Annotated in this window: 13 protein-coding genes and 1 pseudogene; 7 read left to right on the forward strand and 7 right to left on the reverse strand. The window is 74.7% G+C overall.

What is annotated here, in order from left to right:
• Positions 1-45 precede the first annotated feature (45 nt).
• The 5 genes and pseudogenes from AB0411_RS14880 to AB0411_RS14900 form a co-directional block, all read right to left on the reverse strand.
• Positions 46-1,026, reverse strand: a complete 981-nt coding sequence (locus AB0411_RS14880; RefSeq protein ID WP_366417682.1) for an N-acetylglucosamine kinase — start codon at positions 1,024-1,026, stop codon at positions 46-48.
• The gene (locus AB0411_RS14885; RefSeq protein ID WP_366417817.1) at positions 1,017-2,300 is read right to left on the reverse strand and encodes a 6-phospho-beta-glucosidase; all 1,284 of its coding nucleotides are present in this window, start codon (positions 2,298-2,300) and stop codon (positions 1,017-1,019) included. The genes AB0411_RS14880 and AB0411_RS14885 overlap by 10 nt, the downstream gene beginning before the upstream one ends.
• Before the next feature lie 42 nt (positions 2,301-2,342).
• A pseudogene (locus tag AB0411_RS14890) lies at positions 2,343-2,444 on the reverse strand (carbohydrate ABC transporter permease); the annotation flags it as partial.
• Positions 2,445-2,477: 33 nt separating this feature from the next.
• A complete protein-coding gene (locus tag AB0411_RS14895) occupies positions 2,478-3,614 on the reverse strand; it encodes an ROK family transcriptional regulator (RefSeq protein WP_366417818.1) in 1,137 nt (378 codons plus the stop codon).
• A 319-nt stretch (positions 3,615-3,933) separates the two neighbouring features.
• Positions 3,934-5,022 carry a mechanosensitive ion channel family protein gene (locus AB0411_RS14900; RefSeq protein WP_366417683.1) on the reverse strand — a complete coding sequence of 363 codons (1,089 nt, stop codon included), beginning with the start codon at positions 5,020-5,022 and terminating at the stop codon, positions 3,934-3,936.
• 291 nt (positions 5,023-5,313) lie between these two features.
• Here AB0411_RS14900 and AB0411_RS14905 point away from each other — a divergent pair, with 291 nt between their 5' ends.
• Positions 5,314-5,850 carry an HNH endonuclease gene (locus tag AB0411_RS14905; protein ID WP_006605595.1) on the forward strand — a complete coding sequence of 179 codons (537 nt, stop codon included), beginning with the start codon at positions 5,314-5,316 and terminating at the stop codon, positions 5,848-5,850.
• A gap of 198 nt (positions 5,851-6,048) precedes the next feature.
• On the opposite strand, the gene AB0411_RS14910 is transcribed toward AB0411_RS14905, so the two are convergent.
• Positions 6,049-9,198 carry a beta-N-acetylglucosaminidase domain-containing protein gene (locus AB0411_RS14910; RefSeq protein WP_366417684.1) on the reverse strand — a complete coding sequence of 1,050 codons (3,150 nt, stop codon included), beginning with the start codon at positions 9,196-9,198 and terminating at the stop codon, positions 6,049-6,051.
• A gap of 502 nt (positions 9,199-9,700) precedes the next feature.
• Here AB0411_RS14910 and AB0411_RS14915 point away from each other — a divergent pair.
• The 6 genes from AB0411_RS14915 to alc all read left to right on the forward strand — a co-directional run bounded on the left by AB0411_RS14915 (position 9,701) and on the right by alc (position 16,094).
• The gene (locus AB0411_RS14915; protein ID WP_086717658.1) at positions 9,701-9,970 is read left to right on the forward strand and encodes a hypothetical protein; all 270 of its coding nucleotides are present in this window, start codon (positions 9,701-9,703) and stop codon (positions 9,968-9,970) included.
• Between the two features lie 6 nt (positions 9,971-9,976).
• A complete protein-coding gene (gene malQ / locus AB0411_RS14920; RefSeq protein ID WP_366417685.1) occupies positions 9,977-12,280 on the forward strand; it encodes a 4-alpha-glucanotransferase in 2,304 nt (767 codons plus the stop codon).
• On the forward strand, positions 12,277-12,525 hold the full coding sequence (locus AB0411_RS14925; protein WP_086716161.1) for a hypothetical protein: 249 nt from the start codon (positions 12,277-12,279) through the stop codon (positions 12,523-12,525). Before malQ ends, AB0411_RS14925 begins: the two co-directional genes overlap by 4 nt.
• 298 nt (positions 12,526-12,823) lie before the next feature.
• Entirely contained in the window at positions 12,824-13,804 is a 981-nt protein-coding gene (locus tag AB0411_RS14930) for an acyl-ACP desaturase (protein WP_366417686.1), read from the forward strand.
• Positions 13,805-13,873: 69 nt separating this feature from the next.
• The gene (locus tag AB0411_RS14935; protein WP_366417687.1) at positions 13,874-14,857 is read left to right on the forward strand and encodes a LysR family transcriptional regulator; all 984 of its coding nucleotides are present in this window, start codon (positions 13,874-13,876) and stop codon (positions 14,855-14,857) included.
• Positions 14,858-14,948: 91 nt separating this feature from the next.
• Positions 14,949-16,094, forward strand: coding sequence for an allantoicase (gene alc / locus AB0411_RS14940; protein WP_366417688.1), 1,146 nt, complete (start codon positions 14,949-14,951; stop codon positions 16,092-16,094).
• Positions 16,095-16,298: 204 nt separating this feature from the next.
• On the opposite strand, the gene pepN is transcribed toward alc, so the two are convergent.
• Positions 16,299-18,893, reverse strand: a complete 2,595-nt coding sequence (pepN, locus tag AB0411_RS14945) for an aminopeptidase N (protein ID WP_366417689.1) — start codon at positions 18,891-18,893, stop codon at positions 16,299-16,301.
• Positions 18,894-19,055 lie beyond the last annotated feature (162 nt).

Raw genomic sequence — 19,055 nt, forward strand, 5'->3', positions numbered from 1 at the left:
CCGGAAGGCGCCCTCCCGGAAGACACCCTCCCGGAAGGCGCCCTCCTACTCCCACGTTCCCCTCAACCGCCGGTAGGCCCCCGGCTCCGCCCCCGCCCGGTCCAGGGTGTCCAGGGCCGCGCCCATGACCGGCGGGGCGGTCACCACACGGGGGCTCGCCCGGGGGGCGCGCTCCGCCAGGAGCCGGGTGACGTGGTCGTCGAGGAGGGGGTGCCGGGCGGCCAGGACCCCGCCGCCCAGGACCACGGGGACCGGTGTGCCGAGGAGGCCGAGACGGCCCAGGGCGACGCCGGCCAGGAGGGCGATCTCCTCCGCCTGGCGGACCACGAGGGCGCGGGCGACCGCGTCGCCGGAGTCCGCGACGGCGAAGAGGAGCGGCGTCAGCTCGTGGCGGCGGTGGCCGGGCAGGGACCGCAGGTGCAGGGCCTCGGTCAGCTCCGCCATGGTGGTCAGGCCGAAGTGCGCGGGCAGGACCGTGGCCAGCCCGGTCGGTGCGCCGCGGCCGTCCTCGGCGCGGGCCGCGCACCACAGCGCCTCGTCGGCGAGGAACGCACCGCCGCCCCAGTCCCCGGAGAGCCGGCCGAGGGCGGGGAAACGTGCGGTGGCCCCCGCGCGGCCGGTCCCCGCGCAGTTGATGCCCGCCCCGCACACCACGGCGACGCCCACCCGCTCCCCGTCGTCCGGCAGCCCGGCCCGCAGCAGCGCGAAGGTGTCGTTGCGCACGCGCACCGTGCGCGCCCACCCGCGGCCCGCGATCTCCGCGGTGAGCGCGGCCTCCTCCACGGGGAGGTCGGCGTTGGCGAGGAAGGCGGAGAGGTGGTCGACGGGGCCGGGGTGCCCGGCCCGGGCCAGCACCGACCGCACCAGCGGGGCCAGGACGTCGACCGCCCGGCCGACGCCGACCACCGGCGGCCGGAAGCCGCCGCCGCGTGCCGTGCCGAGCACGTCGCCGTTGGCGGTCACCAGCGCCACGTCGGTCTTGCTGTTGCCCGCGTCGACGGCGAGCGCCGTGCCCGTCAGGCCCACGCCAGGTGCTCCCGGTTGTGCGCGAGCAGCTGGTCGGTGAGCCGGTCGGCGTGGTCGGCCCGGCCGATCAGGGGGTGGGCGAGGAGGGCGGAGAACACGGCGTCGCGCCCGCCGGCCCGGTCCGCCCGCCGGCCGCCCCTGCCCCACAGCGCGGCCTCCAGGGCGAGGTGTTCGTAGGCGGTGACGTGTGCGACCAGCCCGGCGTACAGCGGTTCGAGGGGGCGCACGGGAAGGGGTGTTGCGCCCGTCGCGTCCACGGTCGCGGGCACCTCGATGACCGCGTCGTCGGGCAGGAACGGCAGGGTGCCGCGGTTGAGGGTGTTGACGACCTGGGTGTCCCCGGTGTCCCGCAGGAGGGAGGCGGTGAGCGCCACCGCGGCCTCCGAGTAGAAGGCACCGCCGCGCCGGGACAGCAGCTCCGGCTTCTCGTCGAGCGCCGGATCGCCGTAGCGCTCCAGGAGCTGCCGTTCGAGGGCGGCGACCTCCTCGGCCCGGGAGGGCCTGCCGCGCAACTCCTCCACGACCGCGTCGTGTTGGTAGTAGTAGCGCAGGTAGTAGGAGGGGACGGCGCCGAGGCGGTCGAGGAGCGCGCGGGGCAGGCGCAGGTGGTCGGCGAGGGCGCCGCCGTGGTCCTTCAGCAGCCGGGGCAGGACGTCCTGGCCCCCGACGCGGACCGCCCGCTCCCAGGTGAGGTGGTTGAGGCCGACGTGCTCCAGCTCGACCTCGCCCGGTGGGACGCCCAGCAGCGCGGCGAACCTGCGCTGGAGGCCGATGGCGACGTTGCACAGCCCGACGGCGTGGTGGCCGTGGGCGAGCAGGGCGCGGGTGACGATGCCGACGGGGTTGGTGAAGTCGACGATCCAGGCCCGGGGGGTGCGGCGGCGCACCCGCTCGGCGATGTCCAGGACGACCGGGACCGTGCGCAGCGCCTTGGCGAGCCCGCCGGCGCCGGTGGTCTCCTGGCCGACGCAGCCGCACTCCAGCGGCCAGGTCTCGTCCTGGTGGCGGGCGGCCTGGCCGCCGACGCGCAGTTGCAGCAGCACGGCGTCCGCGCCGTCGACGCCGGCGTCCAGGTCCGCGGTCCAGGAGATCCGGCCGGGGTGCCCCTGCCTGGCGAAGATCCGCCGGGCCAGGCCGCCCACCAGCTCCAGCCGCTCCGCCGCCGGGTCGATCAGGACGAGCTCCTCCAGCGGCAGGACGTCCTGCAGCCGCGCGAAGCCGTCGACGAGTTCGGGGGTGTAGGTCGAGCCGCCGCCGACCACGGCGAGCTTGATGCGGGGGTGCGCGGCGCGTCCCTGGGAAACCGGCATACAGGATCAGCCCTTCACTCCGGTGAGCGTGACGCCTTCGACGAAGGCCTTCTGGACGAAGCGGAAAACGATCGTGAACGGTGCCGTGGGCGGCGGCGTTGCGGCCATGGCGGGGAACCGTCCGGCCCCGGCCCGGACCGCTCAGCCCGTGTGGAACACCGCATCGCGGGCCTTCGCCAGCGCGGTCCGCAGGGCGCCGATCAGGATCGGCGGGCCGTCGACATCGCTCAGGCGCAGGGCGGGACGGGGCAGCGCGAGCCCGGTGAACTCCTCCTCCACCAGGGCGCGCAGCGCTTCCCCGCCGGCCTGCGCGACCTCGCCGGAGAGCACCACCAGCCGCGGGTCGACCACCGCGACCACGGCCGCGATCCCGGTCGCCAGCCGCCGTGCGACCTCCGCCCGGACCTCGTCCCGCGCCAGCGCCCCGGCGACCGTACGGACCTGCGGGTCCCCGTGCTCCCGGGCCAGTGCGAGCACGCTCGGCGCCCCGACCAGCCGCTGGAAGCCGCCGCCGGCGTCCGGCCGCGCGGCGCTGCGGTCGCCGCCCCGGGACAACGGGGCGCCCGGCAGCGGCATGTAGCCGATCTCGCCCGCGCCGCCGGTGGCTCCGCGCAGCAGCCGGCCGTCCAGCACGATGGCGGCGCCGACCCCCTCGCCGACCCACACCAGCACGAAGTCGTCGACGTCCCGGGCGGCCCCCTCGTACTGCTCGGCGACCGCCGCCAGGTTCACATCGTTCTCGATGGTGACCGGCGTGCCCAGCACCTCGGCCAGCTCCTCCTCGAGCGCCCGCGAGTGCCAGTCCGGCAGGTGCGGCGCGTAGCGCAGCCGGCCGGTCCGCGGGTCCAGGGCGCCGGGCGTGCCGATCACCGTCCCGTGCACCTGCTCGCGCGCCAGCCCGGCCCCGGCCAGCGCCCCGTCGACGGCCCGCGCGACCAACCGCGCCGTCCGGTGCGGCGCGCCCGGGGCGACGGCGTCGGTGCCGACCCGCTCCCGACCGAGCACCTGCCCGGTGAGGTCGGCGACGGCGGCGGTGATCCCCTGCTGATCGACGGCCAGCGCGGCGACGTGCGCCGCCGTCGGGTCGATCTCGTAGAGCTGCGCGCTGGGCCCCGGCCGCCCGGTCACGTTCCCGGTCGTCCGCACCAGCCCCGCCGCCTCCAGCCGGGCCAGCACCTGCGAGGCGGTGGGCTTCGACAGCCCGGTCAGCTCCCCGATCTGCGTGCGGGTCAACGGGCCCCGCGACACCAGCAGATCGAGCGCGGCCCGGTCGTTCATGGCCCGCAGCACCCGCGGCGTCCCCGGCACCCCCCGCACACCCTGCCCCCTGCCCATGCCCCACCCCGTCCACCGGGGGCCGTACGACCCACCGGTCATCTGTTAACAAACCTTCCAATAACTGAACAGGAAGGTAGGGGGCGGGCGGGGGCGCGTCAATGGGGCGGCGGCGCAACTTCGCGGCGGTCCGCAGGCCCCCTGGCTGCCGGTCGCCGGGCCCGGGGCATCCGGCGCTCCGTCGGAGAGACGGCGAAGCCGTGACGCCCCGGGCTCGGCGAGCGAGGCCCGGGGCGTCACGGCGGTACGGCGCGGCGGGGTGCTACTTCCCCGTCTTCGACGGCGAAGCGATCGGGCTGGTGGCCACGGACTGGGGGGAGAGGGGGTTGTTGAGGGCCGAGGGGGCGGCCATGGCGGCGGTGGGGTCGGCGGCCTCTTCCTCCTCGTCCTCGGGGGCCGGGCGGGGGGCGAGGTGGACGCCGGCGGCGTCGAGGGCGCGCTTGATGCGCCAGCGCAGTTCGCGTTCCACGCCGGGTGCCTTGCCGGGCATGGTTTTGGCCGAAACGCTGATGGTGACCGTGTCCAGGTGCACCTCGCTCAGGCCGAGGACCTCCACCGGCTCCCACAGCTGCTCGTTCCAGGGCTCGGCCTTGGACATCTCCTCGCCGGCGGCGGTGATGGTCTCGCGGGCGCGCTCCAGGTCCTGGTCGGCGGCGATCACCACGTCGACGGCGGCGGTGGACCAGCCCTGGCTGAGGTTGCCGATCCGCTTGACCTCGCCGTTGCGGATGTACCAGATCGCGCCGTTGGGGCCGCGCAGCTTGGTGACGCGCAGGCCGACCTCGATGACCGTACCGGTGGCCACCCCGGCGTCGATCTCGTCGCCGACGCCGTACTGGTCCTCCAGGATCATGAAGACGCCGGAGAGGAAGTCGGTGACGAGGTTGCGGGCGCCGAAACCGATGGCGACACCGGCCACACCGGCACTGGCCAGCAGCGGCGCCAGGTTGATCTTCAGCACGGAGAGCACCGTCAGTGCGGCGGTGCCCATGATCACGAACGAGGCGACGCTGCGCAGCACCGAGCCGATGGCCTCGGAGCGCTGCCGGCGTCTCTCGGCGTTCACGAGCAGACCGCCCAGCGCGGTGCCCTGGGCGGCGGCCGCGGTGCGGTTCATCCGCTCGATGAGCTTGGTGATGGTGCGGCGGATCACATGCCGCAGCACCACCGCGATCACGATGATGAGCAAGATCTGCAGGCTGGACGTGAGCCACGTCCCCCAGTTCTCCTGCACCCAGCCGGCGGCGTTGGTGGCCTTCTGAGTGGCGTCGTCGAGCGACGTCGGGCCGGATGTGCCGGGCGTGGCGGCGCGCAGGTGCGCGCCGGCGGCCGGCGAAGCGGACCAGAACACAGTCGAACCTTCCGTGTGGGACAGCAGACCCGGGCCTCGGTGGGACCCCAGGAAACCGGGCAGACCAACCACACTAACGGGGCAACGGGAGCGGTCCGCGCCCTTGTTCGAGTCGGATAGTTGTGCGGAGGCCGGAATGAGCCCGGTTCCGGACGGAGGTACCGGTGTGTGGTGGAAAACACCTCCGACCCGTTACTCGGTCATGGTGGCGCTCTCACCAGGCACCGGGGGACACTGTGGGGAGATCGTCCCGGCGCGAGCCACGCGCCGCCGGCGTACAAGGAGGCACCCGTGCCGCATGTCCTGGTCCTCAACGCGTCGTACGAGCCGCTCGGCGTCGTACCGCTCCGCCGCGCGCTCATCCTCGTCCTCAATGAGAAGGCTGTCAGCCTCGAGGAGTCCGGCGCCCTGATGCACAGTGCGACCCATGTCATACCCGCTCCGAGCGTGGTCCGCTTGAAGCGGTTCGTGCGGGTGCCCTTTCGAGGCCCCGTGCCACTGACCCGCCGGGCGCTGTTCGCCCGTGACGGCGGGCGCTGTATGTACTGCGGTGGCGTCGCAACCAGCGTCGACCACGTCATCCCGCGCAGCCGCGGAGGTCAGCACACCTGGGAGAACGTCGTCGCCGCCTGCCGGCGCTGCAACCACGTCAAGGCCGACCGCCATGTCGCCGAGATCGGCTGGCGGCTGCGGCATCAGCCCGCCCCGCCATCAGGACTGGCGTGGCGGATCATCGGGACGGGCCATCGCGACCCGCGCTGGCTGCCGTATTTGCAGCCGTACGGCGCGGATGACGCCCTGGCCCGGATCGACGCCGTATCGGCGTAGGTCCGGGTTTCTGCGTCTTCGACGGTGGTGCGGACGTCCCGCCCTTCGGGGACGTCCCGCTCCGGCCGGGGCGGACGCCGCCGGACCCTCGCCCCGTGGCCGGGTGCCGCGGCGACGAGGGTCCCGCGGCGCCCACGACGGCAGCCCGTTGCCCCAGGAGGAGGGGAACCGCCCGCGCGCCCCGGGGGCACCTACCGCTCAGCCGTGGCCCGCGCCCGACTGCTCAGGGCCCTTCCCCTTGCCGGCCGGCCCGGGGCCGTTCCTGCCGCCCGGTCCGTCGTCCTTCCCGGCCGGCCCCCGGTCCGCGCCGTCCGGCCCGTGGTCCGTGTCCGCCGGTCCCCGATCCGCGTCTCCCGGCCCCTGGCCGGCGACCGCGTACGCCTCCACGGACCACAGCGAGTAGCCGAAGCGGGTGGCCCGCTTGTCGCCCTGGATGCGGACGAAGCGGGCGCCCTCGGCGTCCATCCTGATGGATTCGCGACCGCCCTTGCCGTCCCGGACCGTGGCCGCGGTGCGCCAGCTGCGGCCGTCCGCCGAGACCTGGATGCGGTAGCGGGCGGCGTAGGCGTCCTGCCAGTTCAGGACGATCCGGCCGAGGCGGGTGGGGTGGGCCAGTGCGAACTGCAGCCAGGCGCCGTCCTCGGCGGGGGAGGACCAGCGGGTCCCGGGGTCGCCGTCGGTGGCCGCCGATGCCGGGAAGCCGGCGGTCTCGTCCCCGGAGGAGGTGGCGACGGTGCCGCGCGCCAGGTCCTTGCCGCCGGTGCGCGGGTACGTCCGCACCGTCAGCGTCTGCTCCGCGCCGCCGATCTCCACCGGGATCTCGTACGTCCCCGACGGCGTGTCCTCGGGGACGTCGACGGTGATACGGACCGTGGCCGTGCCGCCGCGCGGCGCGGTGACCTTCGCGGGGGCATGCACCGTGAAGCCCTTGGGCGCCTTGACCGACAGCTTCCCGCGGACGTCGCCGGGGCGGCGGGAGTAGACCAGGGCGTCGACCGTGGCGCTGCCGCCGGTCTGGGCGTCCGCCTCCTTGCGGGACAGTTCGAGGCCGGCGGCCGGGGTGTCGTCGAACCAGGGCGTGACGGCGTGCACGGCCGGTGCGTCCGCGCCCTTCGCCCAGGTCAGCCGTACCGCGTCGGCGCGCAGCCCGGGCGTCTTGGATTCGGTCCAGCCGGTGGGGGAGAGCCGGTCGAGGCGGCGCCAGCCCTCGCCCGGGACGTGCGCCTCGACGGAGACGGCGCCCGCGGACGGCCCCGGGTCGGTCAGGGCGGTCACCGCGGCCAGCGGGCGGGTCCGCTGGAAGGGGACGGTCAGCGACGTCGTGTCGGCGCCGTCGTCGGGCCGGGGGGTGTCCCGGCGGGCGCCGGTCCAGGCATCGGCCTCGGTCATCGCCCGCTCCAGGAACGGGGCCAGCACGCCCTTGCCGACCGTCGCCGGGCTGTGCGCGCACTCCGTGCGCAGCCGCTGCACGGCGCGCTGGGCCGACCAGGCGGCGTCGCCGTCGCCATGCGCCTGCGCCATGAGCGTGTCGACGGCCTGCTCACCGGCGCTGCCGTAGCGGGCCAGCTGCTCGGCCCACGGACGGATCTCGGTGGCCAGGTCCGAGCGCAGGTCGCGGGGCACGTCGCGCATGGTGCGGAACGCGGCCCGCAGCGCCTCGGCCGCCTCGGCGAGGTCCGGGTCCCGGCCGGGCCGGCCGTGGTTGACCGCCGCCTCGCGGGCCTTCCAGAAGCGGTCGATCAGGGGTCGCAGATACCCCGACTCGGTCCGGTCGAGCAGCGAGGAGGAGGCGTTGCCGGCCAGCGCGCGCAGCGCGGCACGGCCCCGCGGATCGCCGCCCGCCAGGTCGTCGACGGCCGCGTCCCAGGACCGGTCCGGGTGGTAGTCGCGCGGGTTCCATGCGTAGTCGGCGGCCGTGAACAGCGGGATGCGGGAGGCGAGGGGCTGCTCCATGGCGTTGGCGAGCAGCGCCGTCGAGCCGGTGGCGACGGCCGGTTCCCTGCCGCGGTAGGCGCCGAGGAAGATCCGGTCCTGGGCGTAGTCGTTGACCGGGTAGTTGTCCATGGTGACCAGGGAGTGGCCGAACGCCTGGCGGGCGGTGGACAGCTCGCCGCCGGTGATGGTCCGCGGGACCACGCCCACACCGGTCCAGGCCACCTCGACCCCGTCGCCGAGCGCGTCGGCCAGCGCCCGGCGGTACGCCGTCGTGCCGTCCTGGTAGTACTCGGTCGGCATCAGCGAGAGCGCCGGGGCCCGCGGGTGGCGCCGCGCCAGGTGTGCGGCGAGCGCGTTGGCGACCTTGGCCTGCGCCTCGGCGGCGGCCCGGGGGCCGGAGCCGAAGGCGTCCGCGTCGGCGTCGCAGTGCCACTCGCTGTAGCTGACGTCCTGGAACTGCAGCTGGAAGGAGCGCACGCCCAGCGCCCACATCGCGTCCACCTTGCGCCGCAGCGCCCGCAGGTCCTCCTCGGACGACAGGCACATCGCCTGGCCCGGGGCGACGGCCCAGCCCAGCGTGATGTGGTTGGCGCGGGCCCGCTCGGCCAGCGCCCGGAAGCCGGCGCGCTGGTCGGCCGGGTAGGGGTCGCGCCACCGCGCCTGGCGGTACGGATCGTCCCCCGGCGCGTACAGGTAGTGGTTCTGCTTGGTGCGGCCCATGAAGTCCAGCTGGGCGAGCCGCTGGGCCTGGCTCCAGGGCTGCCCGAAGAAGCCCTCGGTGGTGCCGCGCACCGCCGTGCCGGGCCAGTCGCGCACGGCGACCGAGGCCAGCTGCCGGCCGGCCCGCCGCCCGCCGCCCCGGCCGGAGGACCCCTCCGTGCCGTCGGTGACCAGCTGCCGCAGGGTCTGCGCCCCGTGGAAGAGGCCGTCGGGGCCGACGCCGTCCAGGGCGACGGTGTCCCGGCCCGCGACCTGGCCCACGGCCAGGCGGTAGCCGCCGGCGGGCAGATCGCCGCGGGCCGGTGCCCGCAGCGCCCGCAGGGCGTCCGCGGCCTGCTCGCCGCCGACCCGGATCACCGGCCCGGCCGCGGGCAGCCGGTCGCCGGGCGCCACCTGCCGGACGGTGCGTACCCCGGCGTCCCGCAGCAGGCCGCGCAGCACGTCCAGCGCGTAGGGGTCGGTGTCCGGCGCGGCCACCAGGGTCGCCTCGTCGCCCAGCGGCACGGCGGTGCCGAGTTCCCGCATCGACTGCGGGCGCGGCCAGACCGCGGGCAGCTGCCCGGCGCCGGCCGGCCGGTCCGGCTGGTCGGGGGCGGCGCCGACGGTGTGGCCGGCGGGCGCCGCCTGGGCGCTGGGCACCCCGCCGAGCAGGCCCCCGATGACCGCGGCGGCCAGCGCGGTGGTCCCCGCCACCCGCGCACGGGCGCCCGTGCCGATCCCCCGGCCGCTCCTACCGATACTTCCGACGCTCCATACGCCCCGGCCTCGCACGGCTGCTCCTCGTCCCCGTCCATCACCCGCCGGTCCGCACCGGCGCCCCGATTTACCCCGCCGATGCCCGTTCGGACAGACCTTCGGCCGTGAGCCCACCATTGTGGCGGTTCGGGTGTCAACAAGGCGATGGCGGGTCCCGGACGGTCGGCCGCGGCCCCGCGCCCGACCCCCTCGGCGACCGGGCCGGCGACCCCTTCCGCAGCCGCGCCGGGGGCGGTGCCGGGGTGGTTCCCGGTCCGCAGGAATTCCGCCCCGGAGCCCCGCTTCCCGGCGTTCTGTACGCCCTCCGGGGCTCCGCGCAGTGAAATCGCCTGCGTGGGGGATAATGTGACGTGGGACACGTTTCATGACCGGATACGTCTGCGATCGTGTCGAGTGGGTAGGGCCAACGTGTCCCATTACCGATGAACGGGAGGCCCTCGTGGCCGCATCCGCTCAGCTGCTCCTCGACGCCCTGTCCTCCAAACCGGGAGGTGCGACGATGGAGTCCGACATCTTCGACGGGGTGTCCGACCCCGATTCCGGCCTGGACGGCTCCGGATCCTTCAGCTTCGTCGAGCCGCCCCTGACCAGCGAGCCCCCGCTCGCCGACGCCGCCCCGCTGACCAGCGAGGTCCCGATCTCCGCCGAGCTGCCGCTGACCAGCGAGCCGACAGCCGCCGGCCTGGGTACGGAGTCCATGGAGGTCTGAGGACCCATGGGCCGCGCGCGGCTCGCCCGGCTGCACGGCATCGCCACCTCCTACGAACCCTCGCCGGGCAGGAGCATCCAGGTCACCGGCGACACCGTCGTCGCCGTGCTCGGCGCACTGGGGGTCGATGCCTCCACCCCGCAGGCCGTACGCAGCGCCCTGGCCGCGTACGAGGACCGCGCGGCCCGCGCCCTGCTTCCCCCCACCGTCGTCGCCCGCCCGGGCCGCCCGCCCGACCTCGCCCGTCTCCCCGAAGGCACCGCCCTGCGGGTCGAGACCGAGAGCGGGGCCGCCGCGGAGGGCCTGGCGGCGTCCGGCCCGGCGGCCCTGGCCCGGCTGCCCCTCGGCATCCATGTGCTGCACGCCGCCGCCCCCGACGGCCGCGGTGCCCGCGCCCGCCTGATCGTGGCGCCCGACCGGGTGCCCGCACCGCCCGGCCGCAGTCACGGCTTCCTGGTGCAGCTCTACTCCCTCCTGTCCCGGCAGTCCTGGGGCATGGGCGACCTGGGGGACCTCGCCGACCTCGCCGCCTGGTCCGGGCGCGCCCTGGGCACCGGCTTCCTCCAGCTCAACCCGCTGCACGCGGCCGTCCCCGGTCCGCCCACCGACCCCTCGCCCTACCGGCCCTCCTCGCGCCGCTTCCCCGACCCGGTCCATCTGCGCATCGAGCACATCCCGGAGTACGCCCGGCTCACCGGCGCCGCGCGATTACGGGCCGAGGAGCTCGCCGCGCGGGCCGGGGCGCTGCGCGACGGAGTGCTCGACGGGGGCGCGCTGATCGACCGGGACGCGGTCTGGGCGCTCAAGCGCGAGGCCCTGGAGCTGGTGCGGACGGTCCCGCTGACCCCGGGCCGCCGGGCCGCGTACTGCGACTTCCTCGCCGAGCAGGGCGAGGCGCTGGAGGACCACGCCACCTGGTGCGCCATCGCCGAGCGGCACGGCCCCGACTGGCGCGGCTGGCCCGACGGGCTGGGCGACCCGCGCTCCGCGGCCACGGCCCGGCTGCGGCCGCAGCTGCTGGACCGGATCGACTTCCACAGCCGGCTGGTCTGGCTCACCGACCAGCAGCTGGCCGCCGCCCAACGCAGCGCGCGGGAGGCCGGGATGGGTGTCGGGCTGGTGCACGACCTCGCCGTCGGCGTCCATCCCTCCGGTGCCGACACCTGGGCGCAGCAGGACGCCTTCGCCGCCGGGATGTCCGTCGGGGCGCCGCCGGACGCCTTCAACTCCCGTGGCCAGGACTGGGGGCTGCCGCCCTGGCGCCCGGACGCGCTGGCCGCCGCCGGGTACGCCCCGTACCGGGAACTGCTGCGCGGCATGCTGCGGCACGCCGGGGCGCTGCGCATCGACCATGTGATGGGGCTTTTCCGGCTGTGGTGGGTCCCGGAGGGCCGGCCGCCGACGGAGGGCGCCTATGTGCGCTACGACGGTGAGGCGATGCTCTCGGTGCTCGCCCTGGAGGCGCACCGGGCCGGTGCCGCGGTGATCGGCGAGGACCTGGGCACCGTCGAACCGGGCGTCCGCGGCGCACTCGCCGAACGGGGCGTCCTGGGGACGTCGGTGCTGTGGTTCGAGCGGGATTACGGGAGTGGGGACACCGACGGGCGGGGCGGGGAGGCCGCCCCGGAGGCCATCTCGGAGCCGGCCCGGGGCCGCGCCTCGGACCCCGGCCCGGAGCCTGCCCCGGATCCCGCCGCCAAGCCTGCTGCGAAGCCCGCCCCGGATCCCGTCGCGAAGCCCGCCCCCGCCCCCGTGGCCCGCATCCTGGCGCCCGAGGAGTGGCGCAGTGCCTGCCTGGCCACCGTCACCACCCACGATCTGCCGCCCACCGCGGCCCGGCTGACCGGTGAGGACGTCGCCCTGCGCGAACGGCTCGGGCTGCTCGCCGGGCCGCCGGAGCGGGAGCGGTCCCGCGCCCGGCACGAACGCACCGCATGGCTGCGGGAGTTGGTGCGGCGCGGCCTGCTGCCCGAAGGGGCGGCCGACGAGGAGGCGGCCGTGAAGGCCGTGCACCGCTTCCTGCTGCGGACCCCGGCGCGGATGGTGGGCGTCTGGCTGCCCGACGCGGTGGGGGACCGGCGCCCGCAGAACCTCCCCGGGACATGGGAGGAGTACCCGAACTGGCGCCTCCCGATCGCCGGCCCCGACGGCCTTCCGCGCACCCTGGAGGAGCTGGCCGCCTCGCCCCGTCTGCACGCGCTGATGCGCGAATTGTCCGACGGCCGGTGGTGGCTCCGCCCGGCCGGGGCCGCCGGTTGTGCCACCCCGGGCGCGCGGGGCGCGGGGGCGTCCGATACGTTGACTTCGTGAGCAACAAGGTCAATAAGAATGTCCTGCGCGCCGGAACCATCACCGCCGGCACCGCGCTGATGCTGCTGATGTCGTCCCCCGCGTTTGCGCTCACCCGCGACGATGGTGACGACCCGGGTCCGGGTCTGAGCGTGATCGCCACGCTCGGCCTCTATGTCGCTGCACCCATCGTGCTCTTCCTCGTCATCGCCGGACTGGTCGTCGCCGGCGACAAGTCCCGCAAGCAGGCCGGCTCCAAGGGCTGACGCCGGGCACCAGTGACGCCTTCGGGGCGCCCCGCGGTCATCGACCGCGGGGCGCCCTTCGTCATGTCCGGACGGGGTCCGGAAGGGGCGCCCATCGGTGACAGAACCGAGGGGCGCCCTTTGTCGTACCCAGATATTTCCGCAGGTGGAAAAGGGGTTGCGGGGCGGCTATCGAGCGCTTTTCGGCCGGTTTGCTCGGGGGGAGGTGTTTAACCGGCCCTAACCTACGATGACGTAACCTACGGGTCCGTAGGTCAAACCTACGGACCCGTAGGTCATCGTCCCCAGGAGTTCCCCCGTGACCATCGCCCCCGCCCGCCATAACGGAGAGCTCGGCCAGGCCGCCTGGAGCGACGCTCAGCTGCTCTACGCACTCGAAGAGGTCGTCGAGAAGGAACTCGACCGCCACCTGAAGGTCGCCAAGGACTGGATGCCGCACGAGTACGTGCCGTGGAGCGACGGGCGCAACTTCCCCGGGCCGCTGGACGGAGAGGCCTGGGACCCCGAGCAGTCCAAGGTCAGCGACATCGGCCGGATCGCCCTCGTGGTCAACCTCCTCACCGAGGACAACCTCCCCAGCTACCACCACGAGATCGCCACCCTCTTCGGCCGCGACGGCGCCTGGGGCACCTGGGTGCACCGCTGGACCGCCGAGGAGGGCCGGCACGGCATCGTGATGCGCGACTACCTCCTCACCAGCCGTGCGGTCGACCCGGACCAGCTGGAGCAGTTCCGCATGGCCCACATGTCGGAGGGCTTCGAGTCCGACAACGCGCACAGCATGCTGCACTCGGTGGCGTACGTCGCCTTCCAGGAGCTGGCCACCCGCATCTCGCACCGCAACACCGGCCACCACTCCGGCGACCCGGTCTGCGACCGGATGCTGGCCCGGATCGCCACCGACGAGAACCTCCACATGGTCTTCTACCGCAACCTCCTGGGCGCGTCCTTCGAGATGGCGCCCGACCAGACCATGTGCGCGGTGCGCGACGTCGTCACCGGCTTCCGGATGCCCGGCCACGGCATGCCCGGTTTCGAGCGGTCCGCCGCCCGGATGGCGATAGGCGGGATCTACAACCTGCGGATCCACCACGACGACGTGCTGCAGCCGGTGCTGCGCTTCTTGAAGGTGCTGGAGATCGGCGGGCTGGGCCCGGCCGGGCTGGCCGCGCAGGAGGAGCTGGGGCTGTTCATGGACGGCCTGGACGGCCAGGCGCGGAAGTTCGACGAGCGCCAGGCCGCCATCCTCGCCCGCCGCGAGGCCAACCGCCGCGCCTGACCCGGCCGGCCTCCCGGGGCCGCCGCCTGCGGGCGGGTGACCGTGCCGGCGGGTGCGTACGCTGCCCGCATGGCCGACTGGGATCTCAAGAAGCTGCGCATCCTGCGCACCCTCCACGAGCTGGGCACGGTCACCGCGACCGCCGAGGCGCTGCACATGACGCCCTCGGCGGTCTCCCAGCAGCTGACCGGGCTCGCCAAGGCGCTCGGGGTCACGCTGCTGGAGGCGCACGGCCGGCGGGTCCGGCTGACCGACGCCGCGCAGCTGGTGCTGCGGCACGCCGAGGCGGTCTTCGCCCAGCTGGAGCGCGCGGACGCGGACCTGCTCGGCTACCTCCAGGGCGAGGCCGGCCAGGTGCGGGTCGGCGCCTTCTCCACGGCCATCCCCGCCCTGGTGGTCCCGGCCGTCCAGGAGCTGCGCCGCAGCCACCCGGGCCTGTCGGTCGTCGTACGGGAGGCGGAGGCCGAGGCGGCCTACGAGCTGCTGGCCGAGGGCAGTGTCGATCTGGCGCTGTCGCTGGCCGCGCACGCCCCCACCCCGCGCGACCCCAAGTTCAGCCGGGTCTCGCTGCTCGCCGACCCGCTCGACGTGGCGCTGCCGGCCGGCCATCCCCTGGCCGGCGAGCCGGGGCTGCGGCTGGCCGATCTGGCGGGCGAGCCCTGGATCTTCGGCAGCAGCGGGCCCTGGTCGCAGATCACCACCACCGCCTGCGAGAACGCCGGGTTCGTGCCCGAGCAGGCGCACGCCGCCGCCGACTGGAGCGCGATCTGGGCGATGGTCGCGGCGGGGATGGGCGTGGCGCTGGTGCCCCGGATGGCGCTGGCCGGCGGGCTCGGCGCCGCCGGGCGCGGGGCGGCGGAAGGCGGCACTCGGGGCGGGCACGGCGGGGGAGTGGCGGTGCGGGTCCTGCACGCCGACCAGCCGCGCCGCCATGTGGTCGCCGCCGCCCGCCGAGGCTCCGAGGGGGCGCCGGGTCTGGCGCGGGTGCTCGCCGCGCTGCGGCAGGCGGCCGCCGCGCAGACGCCGGGGGACCCAACCGTTCAGTCCAGCTGAACGTATTCCTCAAAAACTTTCGATGGACCTGAGGGGTGAGCCGCTGCGACCGTGGAGCGGTCCGCACCGCTCACCTCGTCGAAAGGCCACGATGACCGCCGAACCGGCCGCCCACGCCACCGATCCGCACGCCAACGACGCGAACCCGTACGGCGGCGGAGACCCCTACGCCGACTACCGCGGCGGCGACTTCCCCTTCACCTCGCTCGTCGACCTCGCCGACCGCCGCCTCGGCGCCGGGGTGATCGCCGCGAACGACGAGTTCTTCGCCGAGCGCGAGAACCTGCTGAAGCCCACCCCGGCGGTCTTCGACCCCGAGCACTTCGGCCACAAGGGCAAGATCATGGACGGCTGGGAGACCCGGCGCCGCCGCGGCGCCGACGGCGACCACCCCTTCCCGGCCGACGACGAGCACGACTGGGCCCTGATCCGTCTCGCCGCCCCCGGCGTGATCCGCGGCGTCATCGTCGACACCGCCCACTTCCGGGGCAACTACCCCCAGCAGATCACCGTCGAGGCCACCGCGCTCCCGGGCAGCCCCGGCCCCGAGGAACTGCTCGCCGACGAGGTGAAGTGGGAGGAACTGGTCCCGCGCACCCCCGTCCGCGGCCACGCCGCCAACGGCTTCGCGGTCACCGTGGAGCGCCGCTTCACCCACCTGCGGCTCAAGCAGCACCCCGACGGCGGGATAGCCCGCCTGAGGGTCCACGGCGAGGTCGTGCCGGACCCGGAGTGGCTCGATGTGCTCGGCACCCTCGACCTGGCGTCCGTGCTGCACGGCGGCACCGTCGAGGACGCCTCCGACCGCTTCTACTCCTCGCCCGCCCAGCTCATCCGGCCCGACCTGTCCCGCAAGATGGACGACGGTTGGGAGAACCGCCGCCGCCGGGTCAGGGGCACCAACGACTGGGTGCGCTTCCGGCTCGCCGCCCAGGGCGAGATCCGCGCCGTGGAGATCGACACCGCCTACCTCAAGGGCAACTCCGCGGGCTGGGCCGCCCTGTCGGGGTGCGACGGCGACCCGTCCGACGAGGCCTCCTGGTTCGAGATCCTGCCGAAGACCAAGCTCCAGCCCGACACCCCGCACCGCTTCCGGCTGCCGGCGGCCGTGACCGCCACCCACGTACGGCTGGACGTCTTCCCCGACGGCGGCCTGGCGCGGCTGCGCCTGCACGGCAACCTCACCGCGGCGGGCCGCGCCGCCCTCGGCGGCCGCTTCACCGCTCTCGGCGGCTGAGCCGCACCCCCTCTTCCGCCGGGCCCCGCGGGAGGGGGCGGGACCCGGCGGACACCGGCGTGCCCGGCGTACGGACGAGGCCGGCTCCCGTCCGCCGGGCGCTCCCACCGGCCGTGGCGGCGAAAGGGGGCTCCCGCCGCCACGGCGAGAGCCCCCGAGGGGCCGGGCGGGATCCGCGAGGGCGGACCCCGCCACGGGGGACGGTCAGGCCGCCGCGTCCGCGGCCTGCGCCTTCAGCGCCCGCTCGATGCCCGCGCGCGACTCCGTCATCAGCCGGCGCAGCGCCGCGCTCGGCTCGGCCGACGCCAGCCAGGCGTCCGTGGCGTCCAGCGTCTCCTGCGAGACCTGCAGCGCCGGGTAGAGGCCCACCGCGATCTGCTGCGCCATCTCGTGGCTGCGGGCGTTCCAGATGTCCTTGACCGCGTCGAAGTACTTCGCGGTGTAGGACGCCAGCAGCTCCCGCTGGTCGGTCTGGACGAAGCCGCCGATGACGGACTCCTGCAGGGAGTTGGGGAGCCGGTCGGACTCCACGACCGACGCCCAGGCCTCGGCCTTCGCCTCCGCCGTGGGGCGCGCCGCGCGGGACGTGGCGGCGTACCGCTCGCCCGCGGAGGTCTTGTCCCGGTCCAGCTCCGCCGCGATGGCCTTCTCGTCCGCCCGGCCGGTGGCCGCCAGCCGGTGCACCAGCGCCCAGCGCAGCTCGGTGTCCACGGCGAGCCCGGGGATCTCCTGCGTCCCGTCCAACAGGCCCTGCAGCAGGTCCAGCTGGTCGTCGGTACGGGCCGCGGCGGCGAACGCGCGGGCCCAGGCCAGCTGGTGGTCGCTGCCCGGCTCGGCCGCCCGCAGCTGCTCCAGCGCCGCCGCCGTCCAGGTCGCGAGTCCCGTCTCGCGCCAGTCCGGGGCCGCGTACAGGTCCAGCGCCAGCTTCACCTGGCGGTGCAGCGACTGGACGACGCCGATGTCCGACTCCTTGCCGATGCCGGACAGCACCAGCGCCAGGTAGTCGCGGGTGGCCAGTTCGCCGTCGCGCGTCATGTCCCAGGCCGAGGCCCACGACAGGGCGCGCGGCAGCGACTCGGTGAAGTCGCCGAGGTGCTCGGTGACGGTCTTCAGCGACTCCTCGTCCAGCCGGACCTTGGCGTACGACAGGTCGTCGTCGTTGAGGAGCAGCACGGCCGGCCGCGGCTCGCCCGTCAGCTGCGGCACGGGCGTCAGCTCCCCGTCCACGTCCAGCTCGATCCGCCGGGTGCGCACCAGCTTGCCGTCCTGGAGGTCGTAGGCGCCGACCGCGATCCGGTGCGGCCGCAGCACGGGCTCGCCCTTGGCGCCGGCCGGCAGCGCCGGGGCCTCCTGCCGGACGGCGAAGGAGGTGATGACGCCGTCGGCGTCCACCTCGATCTCCGGCCGCAGGATGTTGATCCCGGCCGTCTCCAGCCACTTCTTCGACCAGGTCTTCAGGTCCCGCCCGCTGGTCTCCTCCAGCGCGCCGAGCAGGTCCGACAGCCGGGTGTTGCCGTAGGCGTGCGCCTTGAAGTAGGCCTGGACGCCCTGGAAGAACTCGTCCATGCCGACGTAGGCGACCAGCTGCTTGAGGACGCTGGCGCCCTTGGCGTAGGTGATGCCGTCGAAGTTGACCAGGACGTCGTCGAGGTCGTTGATCTCGGCCATGATCGGGTGGGTGGACGGCAGCTGGTCCTGCCGGTAGGCCCAGGTCTTCATGGAGTTGGCGAACGTGGTCCACGAGTGCGGCCACCTGGAGCCCGGGGCGTACGCCTGGCAGGCGATCGAGGTGTAGGTGGCGAACGACTCGTTCAGCCACAGGTCGTTCCACCACTCCATGGTGACCAGGTCGCCGAACCACATGTGGGCCAGCTCGTGCAGGATCGTCTCCGCACGCACCTCGTACGCCGCGTCCGTCACCTTCGACCGGAAGACGTACTGGTCGCGGATGGTCACCGCGCCCGCGTTCTCCATCGCGCCGGCGTTGAACTCCGGCACGAAGAGCTGGTCGTACTTCTCGAAGGGGTAGGCGTAGTCGAACTTCTCCTGGAACCAGTCGAAGCCCTGCCGGGTGACCGCGAAGATCTCCTCCGCGTCGAGGTGCTCGGCCAGCGAGGGACGGCAGTAGATGCCCAGCGGCACCGTCCGCCCGTCCTTCTCGTACGAGCTGTGCACGCTGTGGTAAGGACCGGCGATCAGCGCCGTGATGTACGTGGAGATCCGCGGCGTCGGCGCGAAGCGCCAGACGGTGCCGGCCGGCTCCGGCGTCGGCGAGTTGGAGATCACCGTCCAGCCCTCCGGGGCCTTCACGGTGAACTGGAACGTCGCCTTCAGGTCCGGCTGCTCGAAGGAGGCGAACACCCGCCGCGCGTCCGGGACCTCGAACTGCGTGTAGAGGTAGGCCTGTTGGTCCACCGGGTCGACGAAGCGGTGCAGTCCCTCGCCGGTGTTGGTGTAGGCGCAGTCCGCGACCACCCGCAGCTCGTTGCGGCCGGCCCGCAGTCCGGGCAGCGCGATCCGCGAGTCCTGGAACACCGTGCCCGGGTCCAGCGCCTCGCCGTTGAGCAGCACCTCGTGCACGGCCGGCGCGACCAGGTCGATGAAGGAGTCCGCGCCCGCCTCGGCGACGTCGAACCGCACCGTCGTCACCGACCGGTAGGTGCCGCCCCCGTTCCCGGCGTCGCCCGGGGTACCCCCTTCCTGCGCGCCGGAGAGGTCGAGATCGATCTCATACGCGTCCACGGTCAGCAGGCGCGCCCGCTGCTGCGCCTCTTCGCGGGTCAGATTCGTGCCAGGCACCAGGTCATCTCCTCGTAAGCGTCCTCGTATGCGGCGTTCGCGTCATCCTTCCACGGCACGGGTCCCTTGATCGTGGGCAGCCGGGGATCGGGCGCCGCCGGGCCGGCGCCCGCCGCACCGCCGCCCGCAGCGCGGCGTCCGGTTCCCGCCAGCGCCGCACGC

The sequence above is a fragment of the Streptomyces angustmyceticus genome (assembly GCF_040701845.1).
In the GTDB taxonomy this organism is placed as follows: Bacteria; Actinomycetota; Actinomycetes; order Streptomycetales; family Streptomycetaceae; genus Streptomyces; species Streptomyces angustmyceticus_A.